A 15389-nucleotide genomic window follows, 5' to 3' on the forward strand; every position below is an offset into this window, starting at 1 on the left:
CCCTTATATATCAAGAAAAAGAAAACCAGTGGAAGTTAGTCTAAGACGAATTTCCACTGATTTCACGCGTTTTTCTCATACTAAAAGCTAGGTTGTAGGAAACTGGAAGTTAGTTTTAGAAGTTACCTAAATTCTTATTTTAAAAGTTCTGAAATTGGTTCAAAAACAATTTTTTCAATATCAGATAGATAAATAGAAAGTTGTTGCTGTTTTGCAAAGAATTCTGACAAGAGAGCATTGCCTTGAATCAACTTACCAAAGTTTTCCATTTTTTCCTGGAAAGAAGCATCTGGAATTTGACCAGTTTGGGCTATGACTTGGATTTCATGCTGAAAAGCAATATAATCCGCAAAGATTTTGCTTGCTTCTGCATCGGCTTGGATAGCATCTCTAGCTTCTTTAACCGCCTTGTATTCAGGCAATTCGCGTAGTCCACGACTAAGTTCGTTTGCACTATCATAAATATTTGACATAATTGTCCTCCTTATTTAATAACGACTGTGTAATTCGTATTTTCTGTAATGACTTGCTCAGCACGTTTTAAATCCTGAGCATTCTTAAAGGAAATTTGCAGAATCCCGTGAATATCTTCACGGTTTTCCTCATTGATATGGATATTGACCAAGGAAGTTCCTCTTAGCAATTCCAAGATGCGCAAGATAACATCTTCCTCATCGGGAACGTCTACATAGAGGTCAAATGAGCTATCTACTCCTCCACGTTTATGGATTTCCATAGCTTGGCGTTGCTCCCGCGCTTGATTGAAAAAGTTCCAGATTTGGTTTTCATCACCCTTGCTGATTGCTTGCTCAATCTCGTCCAAACGACCCTTGAAATCCTCGATGCGTTCAATAATAGTCTCTCGATTAGATAAGAGGATAGACGTCCACATGCCTGGCTCACTTTCGGCGATTCGAGTCATATCTCGAAAACCACCTGCTGCAAAGCGTCGCGCCATTTCATGCTCTTCAGCATAACTTGCAGTTTGTTCCATCAGGCCTGATGCTAAGATATGCGGAAAATGGCTAATCTGAGAAGTCACTCGATCATGCTCTTCAGCATCGATTTCAATGAAACGAGCATGAAGACCTGACAGCAAGTCTCTCATTTCTTCGAGCGTATCCGAGGTTGTCAGACTAGATGGCGTGAAGATATAATAGGCATTTTCAAAAAGATTAACATCTGCAGAGGCAGCTCCTGTCTTGTGACTTCCTGCCATGGGATGAGCTCCAACAAAGCGAACGGACTTATCAGCAAAACACTTCTCAGCTGTAGTTACAATAGCTGATTTGGTCGATCCAGCATCAGAAATAATGACACCTTCTTTCAAGTCCAAGTTGCCCAATTCCTTAATAAAGGCAATAGTTTGCTTGATTGGCAGGGTAAGAATGATGACGTCTGCAAGTGGAGCAAAACTGGCAAAGTCATCCGTCGCTCGGTCAATCATTCCTCTCTCCAAGGCAATATCTCTAGACGCTTGACTACGATTGTATCCTAAAATTTCATAATCAGGATGATCCCGCTTGATTCCGAGTGCCATGGAAGCACCAATCAAACCTAGTCCTGCGATATAGATGGTTTTTGCCATAAGAACTCCTTAATAATTCTTTGTATACTCCCGATGTTTCGCAACAGCTTCTTTTAATTCTTCCAGATTATCAGAGGAGAATTTCTCAAGTATTTCTTGAGCCAAAACCGTTGCTACGACTGCCTCCATAACGACACCTGCTGCTGGAAGAGCAGTAGGATCACTTCTCTCAACTGTTGCTTTATAAGGCTCATGAGTTTCAATATCGACACTCATCAATGGCTTATAGAGAGTCGGAATTGGTTTCATAACCCCACGAACAATAATCGGTTGACCATTGGTCATACCACCTTCGAAACCTCCAAGATTATTAGTCCGACGAGTATAGCCATCTTCTGGTGACCAGAGAATTTCATCCATGACTTGGCTACCCTTGAGATAACCTGCTTTAAAACCAAGTCCAAACTCCACACCCTTAAAGGCATTGATGGAGACAACTGCTTGAGCTAATCTTGCATCTAGTTTGCGATCCCATTGAACATAGGAACCCAGACCAACTGGAACACCACCGACAACTGTTTCGACAACACCACCGATGGTATCTCCATCACGTTTGATTTGGTCAATATAGTCCTTGATCTCCTGCTCACGTTCTTGGTTGACGATAGAAACTTCTGACTGGGCAGCTAGTTTCTTAATCTCTGCGACTGTCAAGTTTTCTGGAACATCAATTTCTTTGCCACCAAAAACAACAACATGGTTAGCAATTTCAATATCAAGCTCAGCCAATAGTCGTTTAGTCACAGCCCCGACTGCTACTCGCATAGTCGTTTCACGGGCAGATGAACGTTCTAGGGAATTTCTCAAATCATCAAAGCGGTATTTGATACCTCCTACCAAGTCAGCGTGACCTGGGCGAGGATGAGTGATTTTTCGTTTACTTTTAAGCTTGTCTTTAATATCCTCTGCAGACATGATATCCAACCATTTTTGGTGGTCTTTGTTAATGACATCCATGGTAATGGGAGCCCCTGTCGTCTTTCCATGACGAACGCCAGAAGTAAAGACAACCTGATCACTCTCAATCTTCATGCGGCCACCACGACCGTAACCACCTTGGCGACGTTTAAGATCCTCATTGATATCCTCAGCAGTCAAAGGAAGGCCTGCTGGAATTCCTTCAATAATTGCTGTCAGACGAGGACCGTGTGATTCTCCTGCTGTTAAATATCTCATACATTCTCCTTATTTTACCAAGTAATCTTTCATTTCTTCGAGTGAGACGGGATGAATGGTGGCTGAACCAAGTTCTGGCACCAAAACTAATTTCATGGTATTCCCACGCGCTTTTTTATCGTGAGTTAAAGCCTGATACAGCTTATCAACATCCCAGTTTTCATAATCCACAGGAAGGCCAAATTTCTGACACATTTCTCGAATTGACTGAGTGATTCCAGCTGGCATGAGACCTTTTTGTTCGGCTACCTTAGAGACCTGAACCATTCCCATCGCTACTGCCTCACCATGCATGACACGTCCATAACCAGCAGTTGCTTCGATAGCATGGCCAATTGTATGACCAAAATTGAGATACAGACGAATGCCATTGTCCAATTCATCTTCGACTACCATCTTGCGCTTCACCTGGCAAGAATGCTCAATCAAACTTTCTGAATGCTCCAAAATACTCTCTACAGAACCATCCATTTCAGATAATATGTCCCAGAGTTCTGGATCTTCAATTAAGCCATACTTGATGACTTCACCCATTCCTTCAATCAACTCTCTCTTCCCTAAGGTTTCAAGAACAGTTGGGTCAATCAAAACGCCATCTGGCTGGGCAAAAGTTCCTACCATATTCTTGGCAAAAGGAGTATTCACTCCTGTCTTACCACCGATTGAAGAGTCGACTTGAGCAGTCAAACTGGTCGGAATTTGAAAAAAGTGAATACCTCGCATATAGGTTGAGGCTACAAAGCCAGCCAAATCACCAACGACACCACCACCTAGAGCTACGATGCCGTCACTGCGAGTCAAGTCTTGCTTAACTAGAAATTCATAAGCCTTTTGAACTGTGGTTAGATTTTTTCGCTCTTCACCCTCTAGAAAGTCAAAAACTGCCACTTGAAAACCAGCATCCTCTAGGCTCAATTTAACTTTTTCTGCATAGAGAGAGGCCACATGGTTATCGGTAATGATAACGACTTTTTGCGGTTGCCAAAGTTCCCGCAACCATTTTCCTGCTTGAGACAGGCATCCTTTTTTAATCTGAATATCATAAGGATGGTGGGGAAGGTCTATTCTGATTTTCATAGCAGTTCTCCTTTTTCTTTATTGATACTTTTGTTTTAGTAATTCCCAGATTTGATCTGTTGGCATTTCCTTGCCGGTCCATAACTGAAAAGCTTCAGCTGCTTGGTAAAGCAACATGCCTAGGCCATTAACAGCGTGATTTCCCTGGCTCCTTGCCCACTTTAGAAATGGTGTTTCAAAGGGTTGATAAATCACATCTGCTACCAATAGCTTTTCTGGTAAAACGATGCTTGTTGGGATTGGCTGAGAGGTTCCATCCATACCAACACTAGTCGCATTTACCAGTAAATCCGAATCAGTTATCCTTGCTTGCAGTTCAGAAACATCTTCTAAAGCAAATAAATCTACTTTAAACCCTGTTTCATTTTGTAGTTTCTCTAAGTAAGGTCTTGTTTTTTCTATTGAAGTCGAACGTACAAAGACAGAAATCTGACTGACTCCATCTAAGATTGCCTGTGCCAAAATTGCCTTGGCTGCACCGCCTGCTCCTAACAAGACCATTCTTTTCCCAGATATTTTAAAAGAAGGCAAGCTCTTAAAGAATCCCTTGCCATCTGTGTTATATCCGATTAAAGTTCCATCTCGATTCACCACTGTATTGACAGCACCAATCAAACGAGCTTCTTCACTCAATTGATCCAAATAAGGAATAACCTGCTCCTTGTAGGGCATAGAAAGATTGATTCCAAACATCTGGTAACGACGAATGTTGGCAACTGTTTCTGCCAAGTCAGTTCCTTCTACCTCCCAAGCAAGATAAACCCCATTGGTATGAGTTGCCTCAAAAGCTCTGTTGTGAATGAAAGGTGAAATGGAGTGTTTGATAGGATTGGCGACTACAGCTGCTAAACGTGTGTAGCCATCAATCTTCATTTAGTATCTCCCGAATTTTTTTCATGCTAGAAAGTGAAATCTGTCCTGGAGCACTGGCTTCGTCCAGACTCGCAAAAGACCAGCTAGAACCCGTCACATCTGAAGTGATACGAGAAACCTTACCCATTTTCCCCATAGAAATCGTCACATATTCTTGTTCTGGGTTCAGTGTTTTAAAGCCACGTGTAAAGTTCATAAGGTCCAATACATCTTGTTCTGTATGAGCCATAACCGATACTTTAACCACTTTGGGAGTTAGGCTGGTTAGCTCGGATAAGATTTCCATCATATTCTCTGGAGTTTCTTGGAAATTATGATAACTCAAGACTAGATTTGGAAAATCAAGCATCTCTTCAAAAACATCCTTATGGGAGAAATACTCAAAATCAATGTATTCTGGTTGATAGAGTTGAGCTACATCTTTGATAATTTGTACATACTCTGCCGAATCCAAATCGATCTCGCCTCCCTCAGCACGAGTTCGCAGGGTAAAGAGGAGTTCGCGGCCTGCAAATTTTTCAAAAATAGCTGGAGCTACCTGTAAAATGGCTTCCTTTGGTAGGAAGTCGGCACGCCACTCAATGATATCAGCATCGATATACCGCATGGCATCGATTCCTTGCGCCTCTTCTAAACTCTTTGGCATTACTGAAACGACTAATTTCATTTAGTTACCTTCATGCTAATCACCTTAAGGTAATTACTACTTTCATCTTTTTCATTGTAGACAAAGTCTGCTGGAAGTCCATATTTATTAAGAACCTGGTACTTTCTTCCTGCAAATCCTTTGTCGATTTGTTCTATAAATTTTTGACGGGAAACATTGGCAGCATTAGTGCTAGCAATGATCATACCTCCCGGATTTAAAATCTCTAAACTCTGGGAAATCAACTTGTGATAGTCCTTAGCTACAGAGAAAGTTTGCTTTTTATTACGGGCAAAGCTAGGTGGATCTAGAACGATCACATCATAAGACAAGCCCTTACGTTTAGCGTATTTAAAGTATTCAAAGACATCCATAACAATGAAACGATGATTGTCAAGACTGAGTCCATTGGCATGAAAATGAGCCTCTGACAGTTCTCTCGAACGTTTGGCTAGGTCTACAGAGGTTGTTTCACTAGCTCCTCCCATTGCTGCAGCAACTGAGAAAGCTGCTGTGTAGGAAAACATATTGAGTAAGGATTTTCCCATAGCTAAACCATCAACCAAGCTACCACGCACTTCATGTTGGTCTAAGAAGATGCCTGTCATAAGACCGTCATTCATAAAGACTTGATAGAGAACTCCATTCTCAAGAACTGTAAAATTTTCTGGTGCTTCTTGACCATAGATATGGGCAGACTCATAGTCTAGACCTTTAAAACGAATCTTTTCATAGGCACCTAAGACTTCAGGGAAAACCTGAGCAAAGGCTGCTAAGATCTGTTGGCGAAGCCCATAGACATAGGAGTTATACCAGGAGAAAACAACATAATCTCCATAGAGATCCAAAGTCATTCCACCAAAGCCATCGCCTTCTTGATTAAACAAACGAAAGGCAGTTGTCAACTCATCTTGATAGTAAGAAGAACGTTTTTGTTTGGTTTTTTCAAACAAACTTTCAAAGAATTTTTGGTTAAAAGAAAGCTGCTGGTTCGTTACAAACCAACCAATCCCCTTATTTTGACGAGATAAATAAGCCATGCCCAAAAACTGCTTGTTTTGACTAAATAACTCAACTTCTTGATCAGTTTCAGATAGTTCTGGAAAATCAATTTCCTCCAAAAGTACTAGACCTTGGTTTAGTTTTTTTTCAACACGTCTACTGACGAATACTTTATTCATAAACACTATTATAACAAATTTTGTGACAATTCACAAAATAGAAACTATTGATTCATCCATCATCTTGCCCTATCTGAGAGAATTTTTCCTCCCATTAGTCCTACTATTTTTCTTTTATAGTATTTCAACACTTCCAATTGAAAAATAGACATAAAATTCAAAGAGTTTAATTATAACGCAAACGTTTGCATATTCTTTGACTTTATGCTACAATAATTCTCATCACTGTAAGTAAGAGGATCAACTATGAAAAATCAAACCCTAATGCAATATTTTGAGTGGTATTTGCCCCACGACGGTCAGCACTGGACACGCCTAGCTGACGACGCTGAGCACCTAGCCAACTTAGGTATTAGTCACATTTGGATGCCACCTGCTTTTAAAGCAACAAATGAAAAGGATGTTGGTTATGGCGTCTATGACCTATTTGACCTTGGAGAATTTAATCAGAAAGGTACTATACGTACCAAATATGGTTTTAAAGAAGACTATCTTCATGCCATCCAAACTTTAAAATCTCATGGGATTCAACCAATGGCTGATATCGTCTTAAATCATAAAGCAGCCGCTGACCATTTAGAATCTTTCCAAGTGATAGAAGTGGATCCCGAAGATCGAACTGTGGAACTAGGAGAACCTTTTACCATCAATGGCTGGACTGGTTTTACCTTTGACGGACGACAAAACACCTACAATGACTTCCACTGGCACTGGTACCACTTTACTGGAACTGACTATGATGCCAAACGCCGTAAATCTGGGATCTATCTGATACAGGGAGACAACAAAGGTTGGGCTCATGAAGAATTAGTCGACAATGAGAATGGCAATTACGACTATCTCATGTATGCCGATCTAGATTTCAAACATCCTGAAGTGATAAAAAATATTTACGATTGGGCAGATTGGTTTATGGAAACAACTGGTGTAGCTGGTTTCCGTTTAGATGCAGTTAAACACATTGACTCTTTCTTTATGCGCAACTTCATTCGCGATATCAAAGAAAAATATGGCCAAGATTTCTATGTCTTTGGAGAATTCTGGAATCCAGACAAGGAAGCAAATCTGGACTACCTTGAAAAGATTGAAGAGCGCTTTGATCTTGTCGATGTTCGCCTTCACCAAAATCTCTTTGAAGCAAGCAAATCTGGAGAAGACTATGATTTAACAAGCATCTTTGAGGATAGTCTAGTACAACTCAATCCAGACCGAGCTGTAACCTTTGTCGATAACCATGATACTCAACGTGGCCAAGCTCTTGAATCCACTGTTGAAGAATGGTTTAAACCAGCAGCCTACGCCCTCATTCTTTTGCGAGAGCAGGGACTCCCATGTGTCTTTTATGGAGACTACTACGGTATCTCTGGTCAATATGCTCAGCAAGATTTCAAAGATGTTCTTGACCGTTTGCTAGCTATTCGAAAAGAGTTGGCTTACGGAGAGCAGACTGACTACTTTGACGACCCTAATTGTATCGGTTGGGTTCGTTCAGGAGCTGGAAATCAATCACCACTTGCCATCGTAATTTCTAATGGCCAAGCAAACTCCAAAACTATGTTCGTCGGTCAAGAATGGGCTGACCAAACATTTGTTGATTTGCTTGGTAACCATCCTGACCAAGTAACCATCAATGCTGAAGGTTATGGAGATTTCCCAGTTACAGAACGCTCTCTTAGTGTATGGGGACTGGCTAACTAATCAATTAATACTCTTCGAAAATCTCTTCAAACCACGTCAGCTTCTCCTTGCCGTATATGTGTTACTGACTTCGTCAGTTCTATCCACAACCTCAAAACTGTGTTTTGAGCAACCTGCGGCTCGCTTCCTAGTTTGCTCTTTGATTTTCATTGAGTATAAAACACACAAAAAATGCCCACAAGCTAGATTTTCTTTCTAGCCTGTAGGCATTTTTTTCTATTATCAATACTTAAAATTAGTCTTTCCAAAGATCCATAGCATTTTGAAAATCTGCAGAAACTTGAACATTTTGAGGATTAGTCGCTTCTCTCTCCTGACGCTTAGCCTCTACCTGGACTACACTCTTAATGCCTTCATGACGCCAGTTTCTTAGGATAGCTTGGATATACTTCCAATTTGGTTTTCCATTCAAAACGGCCTCACGTAGGGCTTCTTTGATCAGGTCCGCACTGGTTCCGTCTTCTTTCAAACTCTTTTCTAAATCTTCGATTTCAAAAGGACTTAAGAGACGACCTAGCTCTTGTTGGAAGGTTTCCACCAAGTCTTTCAAATCATTTTTAGCAGGTGCCACTTGGTTTGGTTCTTGCTTTTCAAAAAGTTGGTCTAAGCGCTCTAAAGCCAAAGTCGCATCAAAAATAACTTCTATTTCTCCATTGAGTTCAATAGTACGATATTGGAGTAAGCCTTTTTCTGTCAAGCGTGAAATTGCTTGATTGACTTCATAGACCTGCTTGCCTATTTTCTCAGCGATTTGGCTTGGGGACAATTCGCCCAAGGCCGTTGTGTTTTGCAGATAAAAAAATTGCCAAACAAGAAAATCATCGCTTGATGAGAACAGTTGATTGTAGTGTAAGAGCAGAGCACTTGGTAACACCAAGTTCCCTGATTTGAAAGCATCTAAATATGTCATAATTCCTCTTATAAATATCCAAAATGAGACACATCTTCTTCTGCACTCTTCCATTCAAAAGGCGTTTCTTGGTATACTGCATAATTTACCCAGTTACTGAAAAAGAGGGCTGCAGATGAACTCCACCTCATACAAGGAAGTTCATGAATGTCATCATTTTTGAAATAATTTTCTGGTATATGTGGATCTAAACCAGCATCTAGATCTCTAAAATATTCCTTTGCGAGCGTATCGCGATCATACTCTAAATGCCCAAAGCTATAGACTTCTCTCAAATCTCGACTCGCAAGGATAGAGACTCCTACCTCTTCTCCTGATGCTAAAATCTCTAGATTTGTTTTGTTTAGAATATCTTCTTTGTGGACTTCTGTATGGCGAGAATGAGGGGATACATATAAATCATCAAAACCTCTCAGTAGAAGATGACCTTCTTTCAAAACATCTTGAGAATAAATCCCAGAAAGCTTCTGGTCCATCTGGTATTTATCTACGCCATAGCGATAGTATAGACCCGCTTGTGCTCCCCAGCAAATATACAGGGTTGAAAAGACATGAGTCTTAGACCAATCGATAACCTTAGTAAATTCCTCCCAATAGTCCACTTCTTCAAAAGGGAGATGTTCAACTGGAGCACCTGTAATAATCAAGCCATCAAAATACTGGTCTTGAACTTCTGAGAAGGTCTTATAAAAAGTCTTCATATGCTCAGAACGAGTTGTTTTCGACTGATGACTTTCCATATATAAAAATTCAATATCTAACTGCAAAGGAGTATTGGCTAAATGGCGTAAAAGCTGAGTTTCTGTAACCATTTTCAGTGGCATCAAGTTTAAAATCAGAATTTTCAGTGGTCGAATATCCTGATGAGCCGCCCTCTGGTCATCCATGACGAAAATATTTTCCGTTCGTAAAATCTCAACTGCTGGTAATTTTTTATCAATTCGAATCGGCATAGAAATCTCCTTACTGTATCATATTGGACTCAAGTAAACATGGTATCGTCAACGGGGAAAAATGCTGACGTTTCTCTTTCCCTTTATTATACTGTAAGAAGATATAGTTTTCAATTATAGTTTTTCTCTAACTAGGTATAGCTTATTTTTATATCAAATGAAGAGAAAACAGCCCTAGGGACTGTTTTTCATTAATAATGCATAAGCACCTTGTAGTCGTAATCTCCGATAGCTTCACGACCTTTAAGCTCATCAAGTTCGATCAAGAAGGCACAACCTGCTACGATTCCACCTAATTTTTCAATCATTTCGATGGTAGCCTTAACAGTACCACCTGTTGCCAAGAGGTCATCTACGATAAGAACACGTTGTCCTGGTTTGATAGCATCTGCGTGCATAGTCAAAGTATCAACACCATATTCTTTTTCGTAGTCAGCTGAAACAACTTCACGTGGTAGTTTTCCAGGTTTACGAACAGGCGCAAAACCGATTCCCAATTCAAAAGCGACTGGACATCCAACGATAAATCCACGCGCTTCTGGTCCAACAATCATATCGATTTTTTTGTCAGTAGCGTATTGAACAATTTCACGAACAGCATAGCTGTAGGCATTGCCGTTGGCCATCAAAGGGCTGATATCACGGAATGTAATTCCTTCTTGTGGATAATTTTCAATACTTGCAATGTAATCTTTTAAGTTCATAGCATTTCTTTCTTTTTAAGTTTTTACTCCCTATTATACCATAAATCTTAGAAAAGAGAAATAGAAAGAACCCCTGGAAACTGAGTCCAAGGCTTCTAATCAAATCTATAACTATTGCTCGTTTAATGAAATCTTTCCTTCTTTTTGCTTTTAGAGTTTTGATTGCGTTGACGATTTTGTTGGATTCGCCACTCTCGCTCAAAGTAGGACATGGTTTCAAATACTCTGCGCGGTAAACCAACATCCAGCAAATAGATTGGGATTTTCAAAACATTTGCTTGCTTTGCAGTCAAAAATCTACTTCGTAGACGATTCCATAAAGAGTTGGGTTTTATAAAATCCTTGTCATAAAAATGAACTTCAATAGTATAAAAATCCCTTGAATTTATTCCCCCCTTAATTCTCATAAGAGAAAATGTTTCTACTTATTCCCAAGAATAAAACTGCCAATCTTTTTTAGGATGTGGCTTATAGGAAAAAACTTGGGACGTACATTTCAAATACTCTTTATCTGAAAAAGAAGTCGCAAACGTTCATACAAAATCCATCCAACAATGATGATTAAGAAACCAACAAAGAGTATTAATACCACCAATCCCACAGGTGCCTCCTTGGGATAGGTCATCATAAAAGAGAGTATCCAAATCAGAAAAGCTAACTCAATCAAGCAGAGAAGAGTAGTCCAGATGATTGTCTTACTGCTCCATTTTATGATTTTTTCTTCCATTAAGCTAACTCACTTAAATATTCATAGCGTTCATATTTTTCAAGCAAGGCTTCATTCTTCTCATCTAACTCTTTTTGAAGGGTAGCTAGTTTGCCAAAGTCAGAGCCATTGGCCTGCATTTCTTCTTCAATAACAGAGATACGATTTTCCAAGGCTTCGATATCACTTTCAATACTTGCCCACTCCTGCTTTTCTTGGTAGGTCATGCGTTTCTTTTCTTCACGGACTTTGACAACTTTTTCCTTCTCAGCCTTTTGAACTTGGCTTGTTGCTTCTGCTTCGAAGGCTTTTTCATCTAGGTAGTCGGTATAATGCCCAAAGAAAGGACGAATCTTACCATCTTCAAAAGCGAGAATCTTGGTCGCTACCTTATCCAAAAAATAGCGGTCATGGCTAACTGTCAAAACTGGACCAGCAAAGCCTTGCAAGAAATTCTCCAAAACTGTCAAGGTCGCAATATCTAGGTCATTGGTTGGCTCATCCAAGAGGAGAACATTTGGTTTTTCGAGGAGAAGTTTAAGGAGGTAAAGTCGTTTTTTCTCACCACCAGACAACTTCTCAATCAAGGTGCCGTGAGTTGAGCGCGGGAAAAGGAACTGTTCTAACAACTCCGCGATAGAGGTCGTAGAGCCACCACTGGTCTTAACCTCTTCTGCCACTTCCTGCAAATAATTGATAACCCGCTTGCTTTCATCCAAGCCTTCGATTTGCTGAGAGAAATAGGCGATGCGAACCGTTTCGCCGATGATAACTTGTCCATCAGTTGGTTCAAGACTTCCTGCAATGAGGTTAAGAAGGGTTGACTTCCCAACACCGTTGTCCCCAACGATTCCGATACGGTCTTTGGCTTGAACCAAAAGGTTAAAATGTTGCAGAATCGGTTTGTCATCATAGGCAAAGGAAACATCCTTAAACTCGATCACCTTTTTACCGATACGGCTGGTTTCAAAATTCATGCTCAAGTCTGTCTCAGCTGTAGTTCCTGAGACTTCTTTTTTCAGATCATGGAAACGATTGATACGTGCTTGTTGCTTGGTTGCACGAGCCTGTGGTTGTCTGCGCATCCAGGCCAATTCCTGCTTATAAAGTTGCTCTTTTTTGTGAAGAAGAGCTGCATCTCGCTCATCCTGTTCAGCCTTGAGACGGACATAATCTTGGTAATTCCCCTGATACTCGGTCAATCCTGCTCGGTCCAACTCGAAAATTCTCGTCGAAAGCGCATCTAGGAAGTAACGGTCGTGGGTGATAAATAACACTGTTTTCTTGGAATTTTTCAAGAAGAGGGTTAGCCACTCAATGGTCGCAATATCCAAGTGGTTGGTAGGCTCATCAAGAAGCAAAAGATCATGGTTGCCCAGAAGGACTTGCGCCAACTGAACCCGTCTTCGCAAACCACCTGACAGGGCTCCAACGGGAGTTGATAAATTCTGAATACCCAACTTGCTGAGAACGGTCTTGACCTGACTCTCAATTTCCCAAGCTTGGAGGGAATCCATCTCCGCCATAACCCTTTCCAAACGTGCCTGCTTATCCTCACTGTAGTTGAGCATGAGCAATTCATACTCACGGATCAACTGGATTTCTTTCAAATCACTCGATAGAACAGTATCCAAGACAGTCTTACTATCATCAAAATCTGGGTCCTGAGTCAAGTAGCCAATCTTGTAATCATTTTTTACCGAAAAAGGGCTTACGTCACCATCAAAACCAGAAACTCCTGAAAGAACATCTAAAAGGGTTGTTTTTCCAGTTCCATTGACACCGATAAGACCGATTCTGTCCAAGTCATGGATGATAAAGGAAATATCCTTAAAGACAGTCTTGTCTCCAACGGATTTACTTAGTTTTTCAACGATAAAATCACTCATTTTTTCTCCCTCAAGTAGGCATGAATAGCTTCCAAGTTATTTTCCAAATCTCCATCTACAATAGCATACTCAATCTCTGCTAAAATTTCTCCCATTTCTGGTCCTGGTTGATAGCCATATTCTTTGATCAAAATCCCACCATTGATTTGAATTTCTTTTTTATCATGGATGGTTAGGCTGTGGTAAGTCTCTTCGATAGCCTGTGGATTGACTTCTTTTCCTTGAGCCTGACGAAGATTTTCAGCCTGTAAAAGCAAATCTAGATCAAAACGGTAACAATCGCGCTTGCTTAGTTCCCCTTCTTCACGAAGTTCTAAGATCGTAAGTAAATCTTGAACTTGCTTAGCGAATTGACGCGAAGTTTTCCAATGTTTCAAAAATTGTTGAGCATCTTCCACTTCTAAAACCCATAAAAGTGCAGCCCAGGCTTGTTCAGAAGATTCAAAAGTAAAATCAGCATCTAAGTCAAATAAAGATTGGAGGTTCTCCTGACTACCAGCCATATCCGGAAGATAATCATAAGCTTTACTTGCAATCATAGAAGACAGACCTACTCGCCAATGAGGAGCTAATAGAAGTTTATCAAATTCAACAAAAGTACGTTCCACAGAAATTTTCTCTAATAGTGGTGTCAGATCTTTCATAGCTTCAAAGGTTTCTTGCTCAAGCTCAAAGCCAAGACTGGCCTGAAAACGGAAACCACGCATAATCCGCAAAGCATCTTCATTGAAACGCTCACTAGCTACACCAACTGCTCGTAAAACTTGATTATCTAGATCTCTCAAACCATCGAACAAATCAATGATTTTTCCCATCTCATCCAAGGCAAAGGCATTGACTGTGAAATCACGGCGTTTGAGGTCCTCTTCTAACGAACGAACAAAAGAAACTGAACTTGGTCTACGGTAGTCTACATAGACATCCTCAGTTCTAAAAGTGGTTACTTCGTACTCTTCATCTCCGTCTAAAACCAAAACTGTTCCGTGCTCAATGCCAATGTCAGCTGTCCGTGGAAAAATCTGCTTGGTCTCTTCTGGATAAGATGAAGTCGCAATATCCACATCATGGATGGGACGATTGAGTAGGGCATCCCTAACAGAGCCTCCAACAAAATAGGCTTCAAAGCCTGCTTCTTTAATTTTTTCTAATACTGGTAAAGCCTTCTGAAATTCAGAAGGCATTTGTGTTAATCTCATAATAAGTGTTCTAATCCATAGACAAGCTCATGACGCTTGACAACTTCTTTGATTCCCAAATTCACCCCTGTCATGAAGGAGCTACGATCATAGGAGTCATGACGTAGAGTCAATCCTTCTCCCTGATTTCCAAATATAACTTCCTGATGAGCTACCAAACCTGGCAAACGGACTGAGTGGATTCGCATACCATCAAAGTTGGCTCCACGTGCCCCTGAAATGAGTTCTTCCTCATCACTAGCACCTTGTTGGATAGACTCACGAACTTCTGTCATCAATTCCGCTGTTTTGATAGCTGTTCCGCTCGGAGCATCTTTTTTCTTGTCATGGTGAAGCTCAATAATCTCTACATTTGGGAAGTATTTTGCAGCTTGTGCCGCAAATTGCATGAGCAAGACAGCACCCAAAGCAAAGTTGGGAGCAATCAAGCCACCCAAGTCTTGTGAACGAGAAAAATCTTTTAATTCTTCGATTTCCTGACTAGTAAAGCCTGTTGTACCAACCACTGGAGCAAAGCCATTTTCAAGAGCAAAACGTGTATTCTCATAGGCAACAGCTGGCGTTGTAAAGTCAACCCATACATCTGCCTCAAAACCTGCCAAGTCATTCTTATCATTGAAAACAGGAACTCCTTGCCATTGGGTCTCAGACTCGAAAGGATCTACAACTGCTACTAGTTCAAGTTCAGGATCAGACAAAACCATTTGACAAGCAGATTGGCCCATTCTTCCCTTAAAACCAGCAATAATTACTCGAATACTCATCTCAATCTCTACTCCTGTTTAAGATACA

At 40.5% G+C, this 15389-nt stretch carries 15 protein-coding genes; 1 reads left to right on the forward strand and 14 read right to left on the reverse strand.

Annotated elements, in window-relative coordinates:
• Positions 1-134 precede the first annotated feature (134 nt).
• From QM928_RS00965 to QM928_RS00995, 7 genes are read right to left on the reverse strand one after another with little or no spacing between them, the layout of a single operon-like run.
• Positions 135-473, reverse strand: a complete 339-nt coding sequence (locus tag QM928_RS00965) for a YlbF/YmcA family competence regulator (RefSeq protein WP_414294343.1) — start codon at positions 471-473, stop codon at positions 135-137.
• Between the two features lie 11 nt (positions 474-484).
• On the reverse strand, positions 485-1588 hold the full coding sequence (locus QM928_RS00970; protein WP_414294342.1) for a prephenate dehydrogenase: 1104 nt from the start codon (positions 1586-1588) through the stop codon (positions 485-487).
• Positions 1589-1597: 9 nt separating this feature from the next.
• Positions 1598-2764, reverse strand: coding sequence for a chorismate synthase (gene aroC / locus QM928_RS00975; RefSeq protein WP_414294341.1), 1167 nt, complete (start codon positions 2762-2764; stop codon positions 1598-1600).
• A gap of 9 nt (positions 2765-2773) precedes the next feature.
• The gene (gene aroB, locus QM928_RS00980; protein WP_414294340.1) at positions 2774-3841 is read right to left on the reverse strand and encodes a 3-dehydroquinate synthase; all 1068 of its coding nucleotides are present in this window, start codon (positions 3839-3841) and stop codon (positions 2774-2776) included.
• An 18-nt stretch (positions 3842-3859) separates the two neighbouring features.
• Positions 3860-4714, reverse strand: coding sequence for a shikimate dehydrogenase (locus QM928_RS00985; protein WP_414294339.1), 855 nt, complete (start codon positions 4712-4714; stop codon positions 3860-3862).
• Entirely contained in the window at positions 4704-5381 is a 678-nt protein-coding gene (gene aroD / locus QM928_RS00990) for a type I 3-dehydroquinate dehydratase (protein ID WP_301559084.1), read from the reverse strand. The genes QM928_RS00985 and aroD overlap by 11 nt, the downstream gene beginning before the upstream one ends.
• Entirely contained in the window at positions 5378-6541 is a 1164-nt protein-coding gene (locus QM928_RS00995) for a class I SAM-dependent rRNA methyltransferase (RefSeq protein ID WP_414294338.1), read from the reverse strand. The genes aroD and QM928_RS00995 overlap by 4 nt, the downstream gene beginning before the upstream one ends.
• A 246-nt stretch (positions 6542-6787) precedes the next feature.
• On the opposite strand from QM928_RS00995, the gene QM928_RS01000 reads away from it, so the two are divergent.
• Entirely contained in the window at positions 6788-8239 is a 1452-nt protein-coding gene (locus QM928_RS01000; RefSeq protein ID WP_414294337.1) for an alpha-amylase, read from the forward strand.
• A 235-nt stretch (positions 8240-8474) separates the two neighbouring features.
• Here the strand turns inward: QM928_RS01000 and QM928_RS01005 are convergent, their stop codons facing one another.
• The 7 genes from QM928_RS01005 to dapB form a co-directional block, all read right to left on the reverse strand.
• A complete protein-coding gene (locus QM928_RS01005; protein WP_414294336.1) occupies positions 8475-9149 on the reverse strand; it encodes a DnaD domain-containing protein in 675 nt (224 codons plus the stop codon).
• A gap of 8 nt (positions 9150-9157) precedes the next feature.
• Positions 9158-10102 (reverse strand): homoserine O-acetyltransferase MetA, encoded by a 945-nt coding sequence (gene metA / locus QM928_RS01010; RefSeq protein WP_075230842.1) that lies wholly within the window; start codon positions 10100-10102, stop codon positions 9158-9160.
• A gap of 191 nt (positions 10103-10293) precedes the next feature.
• The gene (locus tag QM928_RS01015) at positions 10294-10806 is read right to left on the reverse strand and encodes an adenine phosphoribosyltransferase (protein WP_414294335.1); all 513 of its coding nucleotides are present in this window, start codon (positions 10804-10806) and stop codon (positions 10294-10296) included.
• A gap of 122 nt (positions 10807-10928) precedes the next feature.
• On the reverse strand, positions 10929-11213 hold the full coding sequence (locus QM928_RS01020) for a hypothetical protein (protein WP_414294334.1): 285 nt from the start codon (positions 11211-11213) through the stop codon (positions 10929-10931).
• A gap of 319 nt (positions 11214-11532) precedes the next feature.
• Entirely contained in the window at positions 11533-13401 is a 1869-nt protein-coding gene (locus QM928_RS01025; protein ID WP_414294333.1) for an ABC-F family ATP-binding cassette domain-containing protein, read from the reverse strand.
• Entirely contained in the window at positions 13398-14597 is a 1200-nt protein-coding gene (locus tag QM928_RS01030; protein ID WP_414276638.1) for a CCA tRNA nucleotidyltransferase, read from the reverse strand. The genes QM928_RS01025 and QM928_RS01030 overlap by 4 nt, the downstream gene beginning before the upstream one ends.
• Positions 14594-15361 (reverse strand): 4-hydroxy-tetrahydrodipicolinate reductase, encoded by a 768-nt coding sequence (gene dapB / locus QM928_RS01035; RefSeq protein ID WP_414276637.1) that lies wholly within the window; start codon positions 15359-15361, stop codon positions 14594-14596. Before dapB ends, QM928_RS01030 begins: the two co-directional genes overlap by 4 nt.
• Between the last annotated feature and the right edge of the window lie 28 nt (positions 15362-15389).

It is taken from the genome of Streptococcus infantis, assembly GCF_047460405.1.
In the GTDB taxonomy this organism is placed as follows: Bacteria; Bacillota; Bacilli; order Lactobacillales; family Streptococcaceae; genus Streptococcus; species Streptococcus infantis_Q.